The organism is Micromonospora cabrerizensis, from assembly GCF_022230955.1.
Taxonomy (GTDB): domain Bacteria; phylum Actinomycetota; class Actinomycetes; order Mycobacteriales; family Micromonosporaceae; genus Micromonospora; species Micromonospora cabrerizensis.
In genome coordinates, this window is record NZ_JAKKFI010000081.1 from 1 (window position 1) to 13,968 (window position 13,968).

A 13,968-nucleotide genomic window follows, 5' to 3' on the forward strand; every position below is an offset into this window, starting at 1 on the left:
CCCGCTGCCGCTCGGTGTCGCGCTGCGCCCGCAGGTCGCGCACCTCGACGCGGGCCTGGTCCCGGTCGCGTTCCGCCTGGGCGCGCAACGCCTCGGCGGCGCTGACGTCGTGGCGGGCCTGATCGCGGGCGGCCTCGGCGCGCTGTGCCCGCTCGTCGGCGGCGGTGGCCTGCTGATGCGCCTGCTCGGCGCGCTGACGGGCGTCGTCGGCCTCGGCGAGTGCCGCCCGGGCCTGCTCGCGGGCACGCGCCGCGTCGGCCGCCGCGTTCTCGGCGTCGTCGCGGGCCTCGTCGCGTTCGGTCTGCGCCGCCGCGACCTCGGTGGCGGCTTCCGCGCGAACCTGGGCGACCTGCCGCTGCACACCGACCGGGGACAACTCGGCGTGCAGCGACTCGGTCAACGTCTCGACGATCTGATCGAGGCGGTCCACCGCCTCCCAGGTGCGGGCCACCTGCCCGGGCAGGCCGGGGGCGTTGCGGTGCCGCATCCGGCTGTTGCGGGAGGCGCGCTGGCAGGCGCCGTCGTTGTCCCGGCAGTAGCGAAACGGCCGGCCCGCGCCGACACGCTGCGGCACCGGCTCTCCACAGTGGGCGCACGGGCGGGTTTCGGTGGTGCTGGGCTGGGCGTCCATCGAGGGCGAAGTCTAGTGCGGGCCGTTCACGTCGTCGCCCGGGCGGTCGCGTCCAGCGTGTAGCGGCGTTGCAGCAGCAGGGCCGCGAGCATCGCCACCGCCGGCAGCAACCCGAAGCCGTAGCGGACCGCCGCGAGCGCCGCGTCCGGCTGCACCGGCGACTCGCCGGCCGTCGAGGCCACGAAACCACCGACGGCCAGGCACAGGGCATAGGCGTACGGGCCGAGGGCGGCGCCGGTGGCCTCGGTGGCCGTCCACACCCCGGTGTAGGTGCCGGCACCCGTGGCGGTCCCGTCCGCCGTGGTGGCGGCGCGGATCACGTCAGGCAGCATCGAGAACGGCAGCAGCTGCATGCCGGCGAACGCCACCCCGAGCACCGCCACCGCGCCGATGAGCACCGGCAGCCCGGCCGGTCGGCCCACCGCCAGCACCAGCGAACCGACGGCGAACGCGCCCTGCGCGCCGAGCAGCGCCCGCTGCTTGCCGACGCGGCGGGCCACCACCAGCCAGGCCGGGGTGACCAGCAGCGCCGGCGCGACGAACGCGGCCACCAGGACCGTGGTCAGGCCCGGGGCCCCCAGCTCGTACTCGGCGTAGTAGGGCACCCCGGCGAGCACCAGGTGGGTGGTGGTGGACATCGCCAGGTACGCGGCGACGAGCCAGCGGAACTGTCGGTCGCGCAGCGCGACGCGCAGCGCCCGCCAGCCGCCGTGCCCCGCCGGGGCGGGGTGCGCGGCGGACCCGCGCAGCCGGGCGATGCCGGCGACACCGACCAGCATGGCCGCCAGCATCCCGACGGCGAGGACCACGCCCATCCGCTGGTAGCCGTCGCGGGTCGCGGCGTCGCCGCCGGTCAGCAGCGGTGCCAGCAGCCCGGAGACCAGGATGCCCAGGGTCAGCACGACCATCCGGAACGCCATCAGCCGGGTGCGTTCGTGGTAGCCGATGCGCAGGTCGGCCGGCGTGGCCAGGTAGGGGACCTGGTAGGCGGCGAAGAGCAGGTTGCCGGCGATGAAGAACACCGCCACCCACGCGGCCGCCGGCGCGCCGGTCAGGCCGCCGGGCACCGCGAAGAGCGCCGCGAACGCCAGTGGCAGGGCGCAACCGACCAGCAGTAGGCGACGCCGGTCGCCGCGTCGGGTCTGCTCGACGTCGGCGCGGTGGCCCACCCACGGGTGCAGCAGCACGTCGGCGATCTTCGGCAGCAGCAGTGCGAGACCGGCCAGCCACGGCCCGACGGCCAGCACGTCGGTGAGGAAGTAGAGCAGCAGCAGGCCGGGCACGGTCACCCAGACGCCCATGCCGAGCGACCCGGCCGCGAAGCCCGCCAGGGGGCCACGGGGCAGTGCCGCGTCGGTGGCGGCCGCGGGCCGCCGGTCGAGCCCGGTCATCGCCGCATCCTCTCCGCAATCCAACGGTTGCTGGATTCTAGGGGCAGAATGGCGGCCATGACCATGCCCCGACGCCGTCCGGGTCGCCCGCGACGCGACGAGACCCGGCCGACCCGCGAGGTGGTGCTCACCGCCGCGACCGCGCTGTTCGCCGAGCGCGGCTTCGACGCCGTCGGGCTGCGGGAGGTCGCCGCCGCCGCCGGGGTCGACGTCGCCACGGTCGCGCACCACACGGGTACGAAGGCGGCGCTCTACGACGCCTGCTTCGCCCGGGTCTTCGCCGCCGAGCGGGAGGTGCTGACCGAGGCCGCCGAGCAGGCCCGCGCCGCCCTCGACGGGGGGCCGGACGCGGCGCGCCAAGCCCTGCACGAGTTGGTCGACGTCTTCGTCGACTTCCTGGAGGACCGCCCGGAGACCACCGCGCTGTGGCTGCGTCGCTGGTTGGAACCGCAGCGGCACGCCGAGCTCGACCAGCGCTACGCCGAACCGTTGTACCGGCTGGTGGCGGAGCTGCTCAGCGCGGCGGCGGCGGCCGGCGCGCTGGCGGAACCGACCCCGCACATCACCGTCCGGAGTCTGGTGTGGGCGACGCACGGCCACGTGGTGGCACTGGCCGCTGGTGCGCCGGGCGCTCGGGAGCGGCGCGAGTTCCGGGCGTTCGTGCACCGCCTGCTCGACGGGCTCTACGGTCCGTCGGCGACGTGACGGGCCGCCTCCGAGGCGACGACTTGACGGGTCGCCACCGGGGCGACGATTATCCATCGGACGTTGGATTACAGGGGGCGGCGATGGGCGTACCACCCAGGGTGGCGGTGATCGGCGCCGGCGCTGCCGGGCTCGCCGCGGTCAAGGCGCTGCGCGACGCGGGTGTCCCGGTGGTCTGCTTCGAGACCACCGACCAGGTCGGCGGCCTCTGGGTGTACGGGGCGCCCGACTCGCCCGCGTACCGGACGCTGCACCTGAACACCAGCCGGGGCCGCACCCAGTTCGCCGACCACCCGATGCCCACCGACTGGCCCGACTACCCCGACCACCGCCGGGTCGCCGGCTACCTCGCCGACTACGCCGACCGGTTCGGGTTGGGCGAGGACATTCGGCTGCGCCACACCGTCGAGCAGGTCACCCGGGGCTCCGCCGGCACGTGGGCGGTGACCGCGCGCGGGCCGGACGGGCCGGTCGAGGTCACCGTCGACGCCGTGGTCGTCGCCAACGGGCACAACCGGGTGCCCCGGCTGCCCGACCCCGCGTACCCCGGCACCTGCACGGCCGGGCAGATCCACAGCCACGACTACCGGGGCCCGGAGCAGTTGGCCGGCAGACGGGTCCTCGTCGTCGGTGGCGGCAACTCCGCGATGGACATCGCCGTGGACGCCTCGTACGCCGCCACCCGCACCCTGCTGTCCCTGCGCCGGGGTGTCTGGGTGGTGCCGAAGTACCTGCTGGGCCGCCCCTCGGACACCCTCAACGGGGCGCTGGCCCGCCGGCTGCCGTGGCGGCTGCGCCAGCGCATCAGCCAGACGATGCTCACCGCCACCGTCGGCAGCCCCGCCCGCTACGGGCTGCCCGCGCCGACGCACGGCTTCCTCCAGGACCACCCGACGCTCTCCGACGGGCTGCTGTCACGGCTGACCCACGGTGACGTGGAGGCCCGGCCCGGCGTCGCCGCCCTCGACGGCGACCGGGTCGAGTTCACCGACGGCCGCAGCGACAGCGTCGACCTCATCATCTGGTGCACCGGCTACCGGGTGGAGGTCCCGTTCCTCGACCCGGCCCTGCTCGCCGGGGGCGCCGACACCCTGCCGTTGTACCGGCACGTCTTCCACCCCGACGCGCCCGGTCTGAGTTTCGTCGGGCTGATGCAGTCCACCGGTTCGGCGTTTCCGCTGGTGGAGGCGCAGGCCAAACTGATCGCCGCGCAGCTCGCCGGCCGCTACGCGTTGCCGGACGAGGACCGGCAGCGGGCTGTCTGCCGCGCCGAACTGCGGGCCGCGACCGCCCGCTGGGGGCAGCGCCGCCCGGCGATGCGCGTGGACTTCGACGTCTACCTGGCCGAGCTGACCCGGGAGTTGGCCGCCGGCACGCGCCGCGCCGGGGCGGGCACGCCGGTCGGGGCGGGGCAGTGAGCCACCGGACGCTGACCGGGCGCCGGGTGTTGGTGACCGGGGCCAGCGGCACCTTCGGCCGACACCTCGGGGCCGCGCTGAGCGCCGCCGGCGCCCGGGTGGTGGGCCTCGACCTGCACGCGCGACCCGACGACGACCTGCCGGTGCTCGGCTGCGACCTGACCGACCCGGACGCCGTGCCACCGGCCGTGCGGGCCGCCGTCGACCAGCTCGGCGGCCTCGACCTGCTGATCAACAATGCTGGGGTGGGTGGCCCCGCCCCGGCCGAGCTGCCGCCCGACGAGGTGGTCCGCCAGCAACTGGAGGTCAACCTCCTCGCCGCCTGGCGGACCACCGCCGCGGCGCTGCCACCACTGCTCACCGCCCGCGGACGGGTGATCTTCGTGGCCAGTCGGATGGCGGTGCTGCCACTGCCCCTCGCCGCCGCCTACGGGGTCAGCAAACGCGCCCTGGTCGCGTACGCGGACGCGCTGCGGCACGAGGTGGGCAGCCACGTCGGGGTGAGCGTCGTCTACCCGAGCATGGTCGCCTCACCCATCCACGACAGCACCGCCGAGGCCGGCCTGTCCCTGCGGGGCGTGTCCCGCCCCGAGCCGGTCGAGGGGGTGGTCGCGGCGATCCTGCGCGCCGCCACCGCCCGCCGGGCACCCCGGGACGTGGCGACCACCGCCCGAGGACGCCTGGAGATGGCCGTCGGCCGGCACGCGCCCGCGCTGGCCGACCGGCTGGTACGCCGTACCCTCGCCGCCCGGCTCGCCGCCGGTGACCTGGACGCCGCGCCGCTGGCCGCCGCGATGGTCCGTCGCCACCGGGGGCAGTGACCGCCGGTCAGGGCGTGGCGACCGCCGCGCGGGAACGGTCCGTGGCGATCCGGACGGCCAGTGCCGCGAGGGCCGTCCCGGTCACCCACCGCTGCACCCGCAGCCACACCGGTCGGCGGGCGAAGAAGCCGGCCAGTGACCCGGCGCTGAGCACGATCAGCGCGTTCACGCTCAGCGCGACGGCGATCTGCGTCAGGCCCAGCAGCAGGCTCTGCATCGCCAGGTGCCCCCGCGCCGGGTCGATGAACTGCGGCAGCAGCGACACGTAGAGGATGGCGATCTTCGGGTTCAGCAGGTTGGTGATCAGGCCCATGGTGAACAGCCTCCGGGGCGGGTCCGGCGGCAGCGGGGTGGGCGCGAACGGCGAGTGGCCGCCCGGGCGCAGCGTCCGCCAGGCCAGCCACAGCAGGTAGCCGGCCCCGGCCAGCTTCACCACCGCGTACAGCGTCGGCACCAGGACGAAGACGGCGGCCAGGCCGGCGACCGCCGCGGCCAGGTAGACCCCGAAACCGGCGGCCACCCCGAGCAGCGAGACCAGCCCGGCCCGGCGGCCCTGCGCCACCGAGCGGGACACCAGGTAGACCATGTTCGGGCCGGGCGTGAGCACCAGCCCCAAGGCGACCAGCGCGATGCCCAGCAGTGCGCCCGTACCCACCATGACGTTTCCCCCGTTCGGCAGCCCCGCACCGACCGTAGGCCCGGGTGACCGCGCCGGCCCAGGGCCACCTGGCAGGTCGTGGCCCTGAAAAACACCCAGCCGGACCGAAACCGCTCGGCCGGCGGTCGCCGGGAATGGTCACGGTTGCCGGCGCGCTGACCCACTGCAAGTGCGTGTCGCCGTCCGGAGGCGGCGCGTTACGGTGGCCGGGGGAGGTGCCGAAGGGTGACAGAGGCGTGGGAAGCGGCCGTGGAGGCGCAGATCCAGGGAGCCGTGCAACGCGGTGAGTTCGACGACCTGCCCGGGATGGGCAAGCCGATCCCCGGCCGAGGGGCGCCGTACGACGAGTCGTGGTGGATCAAGAGTTTCTTGGAGCGGGAGGCGCTGCCCAGCGACCTGCTCCTGCCCACCTCGCTGCAACTGCGCCGACGCGTCGAGCAGGTCCCCGACGAGGTCCGCGACCTGCCCACCGAGCAGTCCGTCCGGGACTTCGTGGGGCAGTTGAACGCCCAGATCGTGGCCTGGCTGCGCAACCCCGACGGCCCTCGCGTCGTGGTGCGGCCGGTGAACGCCGACGAGGTGGTACGCCGCTGGCGCGCCGAGCGTGCCCGGCCCGAGGTCAGCACGCCCGCCGTCGAGCCGGTCACCGCCGTCGCGTCGCCGCGCCGCACGCGCCGCGGCTGGTGGCTGCGCTGGCGCCGCCGGGGCTGAACCCGCGACGGACGGGGCACCCGGATCGGGACTCGCGGCGGCAGACTGTGCGGATGCTGATCGAGCTACGGGCGCCGGCTGTCTCCCCGGCGCGGGACCTCGCCCTGCGCCCCTGGTGCGCCGACGACCTGGACGCCCTGGTGGACGCCTATCGGGACCCGGTGTTGCGGCGGTGGACCCGCCTGCCCGTGACCAACCCCGGCGAGGGGCGGCAGTGGCTGGACCGGGTGAGCCGGGACTGGAACGACGGCCACCGCTACAGCTTCGCCGTCCTCCAGGACGACCCGGACGGCCCACGGCTGGTGGCGAACGTGGTGCTCAAGAACGCCACGCCGGACGGCCCGACGGCCGAGGTGGGCTACTGGACGGCGTCGTGGGCGCGCGGCCGCGGGGTCGCCCCGCGCGCGGTCACCGCGCTGAGCCGCTGGGCGTTCGACCAGTTTCCCGGCCTGACCCGCCTCGACCTGCTGCACCAGGTGGACAATCTGGCGTCCTGCCGGGTGGCGCAGAAGAGCGGCTACGTGTTCCAGGAGGTGCTGCCGGCCCGGCCGCCCTTCCCGCTCGACGGCCACCGGCACACGCTCGTCGCCGGCTAGCCCGCCTCGACACCTCCCGCCGGCCCTCCGACCCTGTCACGAACGGATCCGAACGCCTGCTCGCGGCCTCGACGGCGCGAACGCCGATACGGCGTGGACAACATCTGCGCCCAGGTCGTGCAGGTGGTCGGCTTCGCCGTCGGAGGCAGTCTGGTGGCGTTGATGTGGCGGCGGTCGCCCCTCAGGCGACCACCCGCCCTCGACGCCGGCGCGAGTCAGTCGACCGCGGCCCGCCAGCTCCAGGACGTGCGGCGGGCGCGGCCGTGCAGCTCACCGCGGCCGGTCATCCAGAGCAGCACCTCGGGTGCCGCCCCGTCCGGGGCGTCCGGGAACAGCCGGCGCAGCACCAGCGCGCTCAGCCGCTGCGGCGGTTGCCACGGCACACCGAGGCCGAGGGTGATGTCGTGGGTGTGCAGCAGGGTCTCGGCCACGCCCATGGCGGCGAAACCGGCCGGGTCACACGGACCCCAGTGCCAGGCCCGCGTGTCCGACGGGGCGGCGTCGACGGCAGCGGCCAGCAGGCCGGCGCACGCCCGCACCACGGTCAGCACCTGCGTCGGGCTCGCGTCGGTGGAGACCCGCAGGTCGTACGGCAGATAGCCGTCATCCGGACGGCCGGTGACCTGTCCCGCGTACGCGAGGAGGTCGTGCGCGACGTGCGCCGCGGTGGTCCAGCAGCTCCAGCTCAACGAGCCGGCCGGCACCGACCAGTCGCGTTCGGGGTGTGGCAGCAGCACCCTGGTCATCTCCTCGGCCGCCTCCCGCAGGTCGGCGCCGGTCACCGCGGACATTTGCCAACCCGCCGGGTAGCACCAGGCGTGGAAAGCCTGTCACGGGTATAGAGCATCGAAGCGTGCAAGAATCCATCCTCGCATGTGGGGGGAGGTGAGCAGAGTGTTGCCCAACCTGGTGGTGGACACGACGGCCCTGCCTCCGGCGGACAGGTTCGCGTTCTGGTATGCCCTGGTTGCCCAGGAGACGGCACCGGCGCACATCACCAGCGGCCACCTGGACAACTTCGTCGCGTACGCGCAGGCCATCGATCTTGGCCGTATCCGGATGACCTCGCTGCGCTACCCGTCGCTGGACTCGATCCGGCCCACGAAACTGGTCCGCAGAGCCGAGGGGGACGTGTATCAACTCGCGCTACCACTGACGGGCCGCAGCACCCTGATCCAGGACCGCACGGAAACCACGCTGGAAGCCGCCAACCACTTCACGCTCCTGGACACCGCGCTTCCGCACGTCGCCCGGCACCGCGCGGACGGCCCCGGTCTCGCCACGACGATCACCCTGCAGATACCGCACGCGGTGCTGCCCCTGGCGCCGGACCGGCTGCGCCGCGTGTTGGCCACGCCGATGCCGTCGCACCTCGGCGTCGGCGGGCTGTTGGCCCACCACCTGCGGGGCATCGCGGCGCACCCGGAGCAGTTCGAGCCGGCCCAGGCCGAGATCCTGGGTGGGGTGGCGGTGGATCTGCTCACGGCCGCGCTCGCTCAGTACCTCGACATCGAGGACACCCTGTCACCGGAGGCCCAGCAAACCACGCTGCGGGCCCGCGTCGTCGACTTCATCGACCGCCACCTCGACAGCTTCGAGCTCAGCCCGAGTAGCGTCGCCGCCGCCCACCACATCTCGCTGCGGTCGCTGCACCGCCTGTTCGAGGCGGAGGCGACCACGGTCGCCGAACTCATCCGTGTCAAGCGTCTGGAGCAGTGCCGGCGTGATCTCGGCAACCCGCTGCTGCGGCAGCCGGTCCACGTCATAGCCGCCCGTTGGGGTTTCCCGGACCGGGCCCACTTCAGCCGCCTCTTCCGTGCCCACTACGGACGTTCGCCGCAGGAGTACCGGACGGGCGCCGCTCGCCAGCACCGGTGACCGCCGCCGGCCGCTAGCGCCGACGGTCGGTCGGATCGTCGGCGACGAAGTCACGGACAGCGGCGCGGATGCTCTCGCCGTACGGGTCGTCGGGTAGCCGCACCAGGTGTTCACGGGCTCGGGCGAGGTGCTCCCGGGCCAGATCGACGTTACCCAGGCGTCGGTGACAGTCGGCCAGGTTGAGGTACAGCGACGGCAGGAACGCCTGGACCTGTAGCGAGGGCAGGTATTCCTGGGCGCGTTCGTCGGTCAGGTCGGACACGGCGGCCAGGGCTCGTTCGTCCCAGCCCAGTTCCGCCTCGGTGGTGTCCTGCAGGTCGGCGAGGTAGTGCGCCAGGGTGCAGCGGTGCAGGGCGTCACCGGTGGGCCCGAGCTCGTCCCACAACGCGGTGAGCAGCTCGCGGGCCCGGGCAGGTGTGCCGCCCTGGCCGAGCTGTACGGCCTCGATGATGCGGGTCATGGTCGGGTCCGCGGTCGCTTGGTCGGTCATGTCGCCGATGGTCGGGCCTCAACCCGGTCGAGGGTCAAATCCGCGACGCGTCGAGTATTTACATACCCTTGCTCAAATCTTGCGTTCCACTGTCGAGTTTCCCTAGGCTGCCGTGGTGAGCGAGCATCCGCTGGTCGAGGCGAGAGATCTGTCCAAGGTCTATCCACCGCGTGGGTCCACAGCGGAGTTCCACGCGGTCGACGGCATCGACTTCGAGGTCCAGCGGGGAGAGTCCTTCGGGCTTCTCGGCCCCAACGGCGCCGGCAAGTCCACCACCATGCGGATGATCGCCGCGACGTCACCGATCAGCGGCGGCAGTCTGCGCGTGCTCGGCATGGACCCGATGAGACAGGGGCCCGAGATCCGCGCCCGGCTGGGCGTCGTGACGCAGGACGACTACCTGGACAACGAGCTCACCGTCCGGGAGAACCTGCACATCTACGGGCGGTACTTCAGCCTGCCCCGGGCCGTCATCCGGGACCGCGCGACCCGCCTGCTGGACTTCGCCCAGCTCCAGGAGAAGGCCGGCGACCAGGTCGAGACGCTCTCCGGCGGTATGCGCCGGCGGCTGACCATCGCCCGCTCCCTGATCAACGAACCCGACATCCTGCTCCTCGACGAGCCGACCACCGGCCTCGACCCGCAGGCCCGACACATCCTGTGGGACCGGCTCTTCCAGCTCAAGCAGCAGGGCGTCACGCTCATCCTCACCACGCACTACATGGACGAGGCCGAGCAGCTCTGCGACCGGCTGATCGTCGTCGACCACGGCCGGATCGTCGCGCAGGGCTCCCCCCGGGAACTGATCACCAGATACGCCACCCGTGAGGTCCTGGAACTGCGGTTTCGCCTCGACGACCGGGACACCGCGACGGAGAAGCTCCGGACCTCGGCGCTGGCCACCGGCGGCAGCGACACCGACGGCCGCGTCGAACTGCTCGCCGACCGGGTGCTCGTCTACACCGCCGACGGCGAGGCCGCCCTCGCCGCGGTGCACGCCATGTCGCTCACACCGCTCACCGCACTGGTCCGCCGCGCGACGTTGGAGGACGTGTTCCTCACGCTCACCGGCCGATCGCTCATCGAGTAGCAGGAGAGACCACGGTGCTGCACGCATTCGGATACTGGGTCACGCGCTACCGGCGCACCTGGCGTGGCTCCATCGTGATCAACGTACTGAACCCGTTGCTGTTCCTCATCGGAATCGGTGCAGGCCTGGGCGCCCTCGTCGACGACAACGCGCCGGCCCAGATCGCCGGCGTCTCCTACGCGGCGTTCTTCGCCCCGGGCATGCTGGCCGCCGCCGCGATGCAGAACGCGTTCCTGGAGGGGTCCGCGGGAGTCGCCCGGGCAGCGGGTTTCGGGGCCTACCGGAGCGCCACCCCGACGCCACTCAACCCGGAGCAACTTGCCGCCGGGCACCTGCTGTTCATCACCTTCCGGGTGCTCATCGCCAGCGCTGCCTTCATCGTGGTGATGGCCGCGTTCGGGTTGATCGGGGGCTGGTGGGCGCTCGGCGCCCTGCTCGGCGCGACGCTGACCGGGGTCGCGTTCGCGGCGCCGGCCGCCGCGTGGGCCGTCGGCGTACGCAAGCTGCGCCACATCGACACGGTGTTCCGCTTCGTCATCATGCCGCTGTACATGTTCTCCGGCACGTTCTTCGCCGTCTCGCAGCTACCGGAGTGGATCCGACCGGTCTCCTACCTGCTGCCGCTGTGGCACGGGGTGGAGCTGTGCCGCACCCTCAGCCTCGGCACCGCGACGATCACCGGCAGCTCCGTGCACATCGCGTACCTGCTGACCCTTGCCGTCGGCGGTTTCCTGGTCGCCCGGGTCACCTACCGCAGGCGGTTGCACCCGTGACGGCCCACGTCCGAAGCCCCGGGGAGACAGCATGACCAGCGTCGTCGTACCCACCTGGACGAGCCGCCGCGCCCTCGCGCTCGTCGAACGCAACGTCATGGTCTACCGCCGGTCGGTCACGCCGTTGCTCAACGCGCTCGTCGAACCGGTCCTGTACCTGTTGTCGATCGGTGTCGGCGTCGGGATGCTCGTCGGCACCGTCCCCGGGGTCGACGTCCCGTACGCCGCCTACGTTGCCCCGGCGATCCTGGCCACGACCGCGATGAACACCGCGTTCAACCAGACCAGCTTCGGCGTCTTCAGCCGGATGAGGGTCGAGAAGACCTACCAGGCGATCCTGCCGACACCGCTCTCCGTCACCGACATCGCCGTCGGCGAGGTCACCAGTGCGATGATCAACGCGTTGCTGACGTCGATCGGTTTCCTCACCCTCATGGCGGTCGGCGGTCTGGTCACCTCGGCCTGGGTGCTGCTGGCCCTGCCGGCGTCGGTGCTGATCGCGTACGCGTTCGCGGCTGGCGGCCTGGCCGTCACGACGTACCTGCGCGACTTCCCGGACTTCCAGTACATCCAGCTGTTCATGCTGCCGATGTACCTGTTCGCGACGACGTTCTATCCCCTGTCGGTCTACCCGGAGGCGGTGCGACCCCTGATCCAGGCCCTGCCGCTCTACCACAGCATCGAGCTGGTCCGTGAGCCCGCTCTGGGCCGGCTCGGCTGGGACCTGCTGATCCCGGTGGTCTACCTCGTCGCGTTCGGCTCGATCGCGATGTACGTCGCCACCCGTCGAATGACCCGCGCGATGCTGCGCTGATCGGCTCTCGAGCGCGTCAGCGCTGGGCGACGACGGCCTCGAGCACCGAGCGGACGGATTTCGGGCGGTGGCCGATGACTGCCTCCAGCGTCGGACCGGTCACGGCGAACTCCTTCTCCCGCGCCGCGCGGTACATGCCCAGAGTGAAGTCGGCCGCCGCCGCGGGCATACCTCGCTCGATGGCGGACGCCCGCCACTGGTCGTCATCCACGACGACACGTTCGACGGTGCGCCCCGTGATGTCGCTGAGGATGGCGGCCACCGCTTCGAGATCCAGCATCTCCGAGGCGGTCAGCGGTGCCGTGACCCCGTCGAGTACGCCATCCTCGGTGAGAGCGACGGCTGCCGCCTCGGCCAGGTCGGCGTGCGCGGTCCAGGAGACCGGGCCGTCCGCCGGTGCCACGAGTTGCCCGGTCTCCAGTGCCGTGCCGACGGAGAAGCTGAGCGTGCTCGTGTAGAACCCGTTGCGCAGGGCGGTGAAGGGAACCCCCAGCCCGGCCAGGTGTTCCTCGGTCGCGGCGTGCGTGGGCTGGGCGGCGAAGAGCGAGTCCCGGGAGGCGGCCTGGTGGCTGGTGTAGAGGATTCGACTGGCTCCCGCGGCGCGGGCGGCGTCGATGGCGTCGCGGTTCGCGACGAACGCGCCGGGGCCGCGAATGGCGGCGGAGACGATGAGGACCTTGTCGGCACCCTCGAAGGCGTGCCCCAACGTGGCCGGGTCGGTGAAGTCCGCGGCGCGCACCCGCACCCCGCGCTCGGCGAGGCCGGCCGCCCTGTCGACGTCGCGCACGCTCACGCCCACGGCGTCGGGCGACAGCCGGTCGAGCAGCCGGCCGACGATCTGGGATCCGAGCTGGCCGGTGGCACCGGTGACGACGATCATGGTGAACACTCCTTGTTATCGACGCTACGGCGCAGACGTTAGCACCGATAATTCGCGGATAACAAACCACTGTTAGCATCGGTTCATGGTGACGACCCAGGACACCCGCGACGACGTCCGTGCGGGCATCGTCTCGGCAGCGACCCAACTGCTGCGGGAGAAGGGTGCGAACGCGGTGACGACGCGCGCCGTCGCCCAGGCCGCGGGCGTGCAGGCACCGACCATCTATCGCCTGTTCGGCGACAAGGACGGACTCGTCGACGCCGTCGCCGAGCACGTCATGGCCACCTACGTCAGCGGCAAATCCGTCGCAGCGGACGGCGACCCGGTCGCGGACCTGCGCGCCGGATGGCGCGCGCACGTGGAGTTCGGCCTGACAAACCCCGAGCTGTACGCGCTGATCGGCACCCGGGGGAGCGGTGCGCCCTCGCCGGCAACGGTCGCCGGCCTCGACGTGCTACGCCGCCGGGTCCGACGACTCGCCGCGGCAGGCCTCCTCCGGGTCGATGAGGAGCGCGCGCTCATGATGATCCACTCTGCGGGCAACGGGACCATCCTCACGCTGCTGGGAATGCCCACCGGGCAGCGCGACCTCGGTCTGGGCGAGGCCATGCTCGATGCCGTGCTCGGCAGCATCCTGGCGACAACTCCGGTAGCGCCCGACACCACCGCGAACGCGGTCGCGGTGACCTTCGCGACGGTGCTGCCCGACCTCCCGGGGCTCACCGACGCCGAACGCGCGCTGATGGCCGAGTGGCTCCACCGATCGCTGACCCACCAGACGCCGTGATCACGTGACGAGGAAACAACTCGACGGGATCACGCCGGGGGTATAGCTTGCAGTCGACCGCGACACCGCCCGAGGAGGTGAGACCCATGAACGTTGCAGCGATCTGGGTGCTCCCCCTTGCCGTCACGGTCGGGCGATTGACGTAGGTGTCGCCGGGAGCGCCCTGCCAACACGGCACTCCCGAGAGGCAACACCTATGCACCCTCCGCAATTCGCCGCCGACCCGCCGTCGACCGATCCGGTCGAGCGCGACATCTGCCCGGCATCGTCGGCCCTCAACACCGATCGCGTGCCCCGCACCTGCGACGTGATCATTGTCGGA

Annotated in this window: 15 protein-coding genes and 1 pseudogene; 10 read left to right on the top strand and 6 right to left on the bottom strand. The window is 72.6% G+C overall.

Features of this window, described 5'->3' with window-relative positions:
• Together LADH09A_RS21025 and LADH09A_RS21030 are read right to left on the bottom strand one after the other, a co-directional pair.
• Positions 1-631, bottom strand: a pseudogene (locus tag LADH09A_RS21025) (hypothetical protein); the annotation flags it as partial.
• Between the two features lie 26 nt (positions 632-657).
• Positions 658-2,022 carry an MFS transporter gene (locus tag LADH09A_RS21030; protein ID WP_238647191.1) on the bottom strand — a complete coding sequence of 455 codons (1,365 nt, stop codon included), beginning with the start codon at positions 2,020-2,022 and terminating at the stop codon, positions 658-660.
• Between the two features lie 57 nt (positions 2,023-2,079).
• On the opposite strand from LADH09A_RS21030, the gene LADH09A_RS21035 reads away from it, so the two are divergent.
• From LADH09A_RS21035 to LADH09A_RS21045, 3 genes are all read left to right on the top strand, one after another.
• On the top strand, positions 2,080-2,727 hold the full coding sequence (locus LADH09A_RS21035; RefSeq protein WP_238647192.1) for a TetR/AcrR family transcriptional regulator: 648 nt from the start codon (positions 2,080-2,082) through the stop codon (positions 2,725-2,727).
• Positions 2,728-2,810: 83 nt separating this feature from the next.
• Complete coding sequence (locus LADH09A_RS21040) at positions 2,811-4,145, top strand: flavin-containing monooxygenase (RefSeq protein WP_238647193.1); 1,335 nt, start codon at positions 2,811-2,813, stop codon at positions 4,143-4,145.
• A complete protein-coding gene (locus LADH09A_RS21045; protein ID WP_238647194.1) occupies positions 4,142-4,966 on the top strand; it encodes an SDR family NAD(P)-dependent oxidoreductase in 825 nt (274 codons plus the stop codon). The genes LADH09A_RS21040 and LADH09A_RS21045 overlap by 4 nt, the downstream gene beginning before the upstream one ends.
• A gap of 7 nt (positions 4,967-4,973) precedes the next feature.
• On the opposite strand, the gene LADH09A_RS21050 is transcribed toward LADH09A_RS21045, so the two are convergent.
• Positions 4,974-5,624, bottom strand: a complete 651-nt coding sequence (locus LADH09A_RS21050; RefSeq protein WP_238647195.1) for a LysE family translocator — start codon at positions 5,622-5,624, stop codon at positions 4,974-4,976.
• 225 nt (positions 5,625-5,849) lie between these two features.
• Between LADH09A_RS21050 and LADH09A_RS21055 the strand changes: the two genes are divergently transcribed.
• Positions 5,850-6,335: a DnaJ family domain-containing protein gene (locus LADH09A_RS21055; RefSeq protein WP_238647196.1), complete on the top strand. Its 486-nt coding sequence runs from the start codon at positions 5,850-5,852 to the stop codon at positions 6,333-6,335.
• 53 nt (positions 6,336-6,388) lie between these two features.
• Complete coding sequence (locus LADH09A_RS21060) at positions 6,389-6,931, top strand: GNAT family N-acetyltransferase (protein ID WP_238647197.1); 543 nt, start codon at positions 6,389-6,391, stop codon at positions 6,929-6,931.
• 215 nt (positions 6,932-7,146) lie between these two features.
• Here LADH09A_RS21060 and LADH09A_RS21065 read toward each other — a convergent pair whose 3' ends face one another.
• The gene (locus LADH09A_RS21065) at positions 7,147-7,722 is read right to left on the bottom strand and encodes a maleylpyruvate isomerase N-terminal domain-containing protein (protein ID WP_238647198.1); all 576 of its coding nucleotides are present in this window, start codon (positions 7,720-7,722) and stop codon (positions 7,147-7,149) included.
• A 94-nt stretch (positions 7,723-7,816) separates the two neighbouring features.
• On the opposite strand from LADH09A_RS21065, the gene LADH09A_RS21070 reads away from it, so the two are divergent.
• Positions 7,817-8,809, top strand: a complete 993-nt coding sequence (locus tag LADH09A_RS21070; RefSeq protein ID WP_238647199.1) for an AraC-like ligand-binding domain-containing protein — start codon at positions 7,817-7,819, stop codon at positions 8,807-8,809.
• A 13-nt stretch (positions 8,810-8,822) separates the two neighbouring features.
• Here the strand turns inward: LADH09A_RS21070 and LADH09A_RS21075 are convergent, their stop codons facing one another.
• Entirely contained in the window at positions 8,823-9,299 is a 477-nt protein-coding gene (locus tag LADH09A_RS21075; RefSeq protein WP_238647200.1) for a hypothetical protein, read from the bottom strand.
• Between the two features lie 112 nt (positions 9,300-9,411).
• Here LADH09A_RS21075 and LADH09A_RS21080 point away from each other — a divergent pair, with 112 nt between their 5' ends.
• From LADH09A_RS21080 to LADH09A_RS21090, 3 genes are read left to right on the top strand one after another with little or no spacing between them, the layout of a single operon-like run.
• Positions 9,412-10,389, top strand: a complete 978-nt coding sequence (locus tag LADH09A_RS21080; RefSeq protein WP_372492323.1) for an ABC transporter ATP-binding protein — start codon at positions 9,412-9,414, stop codon at positions 10,387-10,389.
• Positions 10,390-10,403: 14 nt separating this feature from the next.
• A complete protein-coding gene (locus LADH09A_RS21085) occupies positions 10,404-11,162 on the top strand; it encodes an ABC transporter permease (RefSeq protein ID WP_238647201.1) in 759 nt (252 codons plus the stop codon).
• Positions 11,163-11,193: 31 nt separating this feature from the next.
• On the top strand, positions 11,194-11,976 hold the full coding sequence (locus tag LADH09A_RS21090; protein ID WP_238647202.1) for an ABC transporter permease: 783 nt from the start codon (positions 11,194-11,196) through the stop codon (positions 11,974-11,976).
• A 16-nt stretch (positions 11,977-11,992) separates the two neighbouring features.
• Here the strand turns inward: LADH09A_RS21090 and LADH09A_RS21095 are convergent, their stop codons facing one another.
• Positions 11,993-12,856 (bottom strand): NmrA family NAD(P)-binding protein, encoded by an 864-nt coding sequence (locus LADH09A_RS21095; RefSeq protein WP_238647203.1) that lies wholly within the window; start codon positions 12,854-12,856, stop codon positions 11,993-11,995.
• Positions 12,857-12,941: 85 nt separating this feature from the next.
• On the opposite strand from LADH09A_RS21095, the gene LADH09A_RS21100 reads away from it, so the two are divergent.
• Positions 12,942-13,646, top strand: a complete 705-nt coding sequence (locus tag LADH09A_RS21100; protein ID WP_238647204.1) for a TetR/AcrR family transcriptional regulator — start codon at positions 12,942-12,944, stop codon at positions 13,644-13,646.
• The last annotated feature ends 322 nt before the right edge of the window (positions 13,647-13,968 follow it).

Excerpts from the sequence above, each read along its gene's own strand:
- LADH09A_RS21075 (WP_238647200.1), bottom strand. The coding sequence starts at position 9,299 with ATGACCGACCAAGCGACCGCGGACCCGACCATGACCCGCATCATCGAG.
- LADH09A_RS21095 (WP_238647203.1), bottom strand. The coding sequence starts at position 12,856 with ATGATCGTCGTCACCGGTGCCACCGGCCAGCTCGGATCCCAGATCGTC.
- LADH09A_RS21050 (WP_238647195.1), bottom strand. The coding sequence starts at position 5,624 with ATGGTGGGTACGGGCGCACTGCTGGGCATCGCGCTGGTCGCCTTGGGG.
- LADH09A_RS21040 (WP_238647193.1), top strand. The coding sequence starts at position 2,811 with ATGGGCGTACCACCCAGGGTGGCGGTGATCGGCGCCGGCGCTGCCGGG.
- LADH09A_RS21090 (WP_238647202.1), top strand. The coding sequence starts at position 11,194 with ATGACCAGCGTCGTCGTACCCACCTGGACGAGCCGCCGCGCCCTCGCG.
- LADH09A_RS21100 (WP_238647204.1), top strand. The coding sequence starts at position 12,942 with ATGGTGACGACCCAGGACACCCGCGACGACGTCCGTGCGGGCATCGTC.
- LADH09A_RS21030 (WP_238647191.1), bottom strand. The coding sequence starts at position 2,022 with ATGACCGGGCTCGACCGGCGGCCCGCGGCCGCCACCGACGCGGCACTG.
- LADH09A_RS21035 (WP_238647192.1), top strand. The coding sequence starts at position 2,080 with ATGACCATGCCCCGACGCCGTCCGGGTCGCCCGCGACGCGACGAGACC.
- LADH09A_RS21060 (WP_238647197.1), top strand. The coding sequence starts at position 6,389 with ATGCTGATCGAGCTACGGGCGCCGGCTGTCTCCCCGGCGCGGGACCTC.
- LADH09A_RS21065 (WP_238647198.1), bottom strand. The coding sequence starts at position 7,722 with ATGTCCGCGGTGACCGGCGCCGACCTGCGGGAGGCGGCCGAGGAGATG.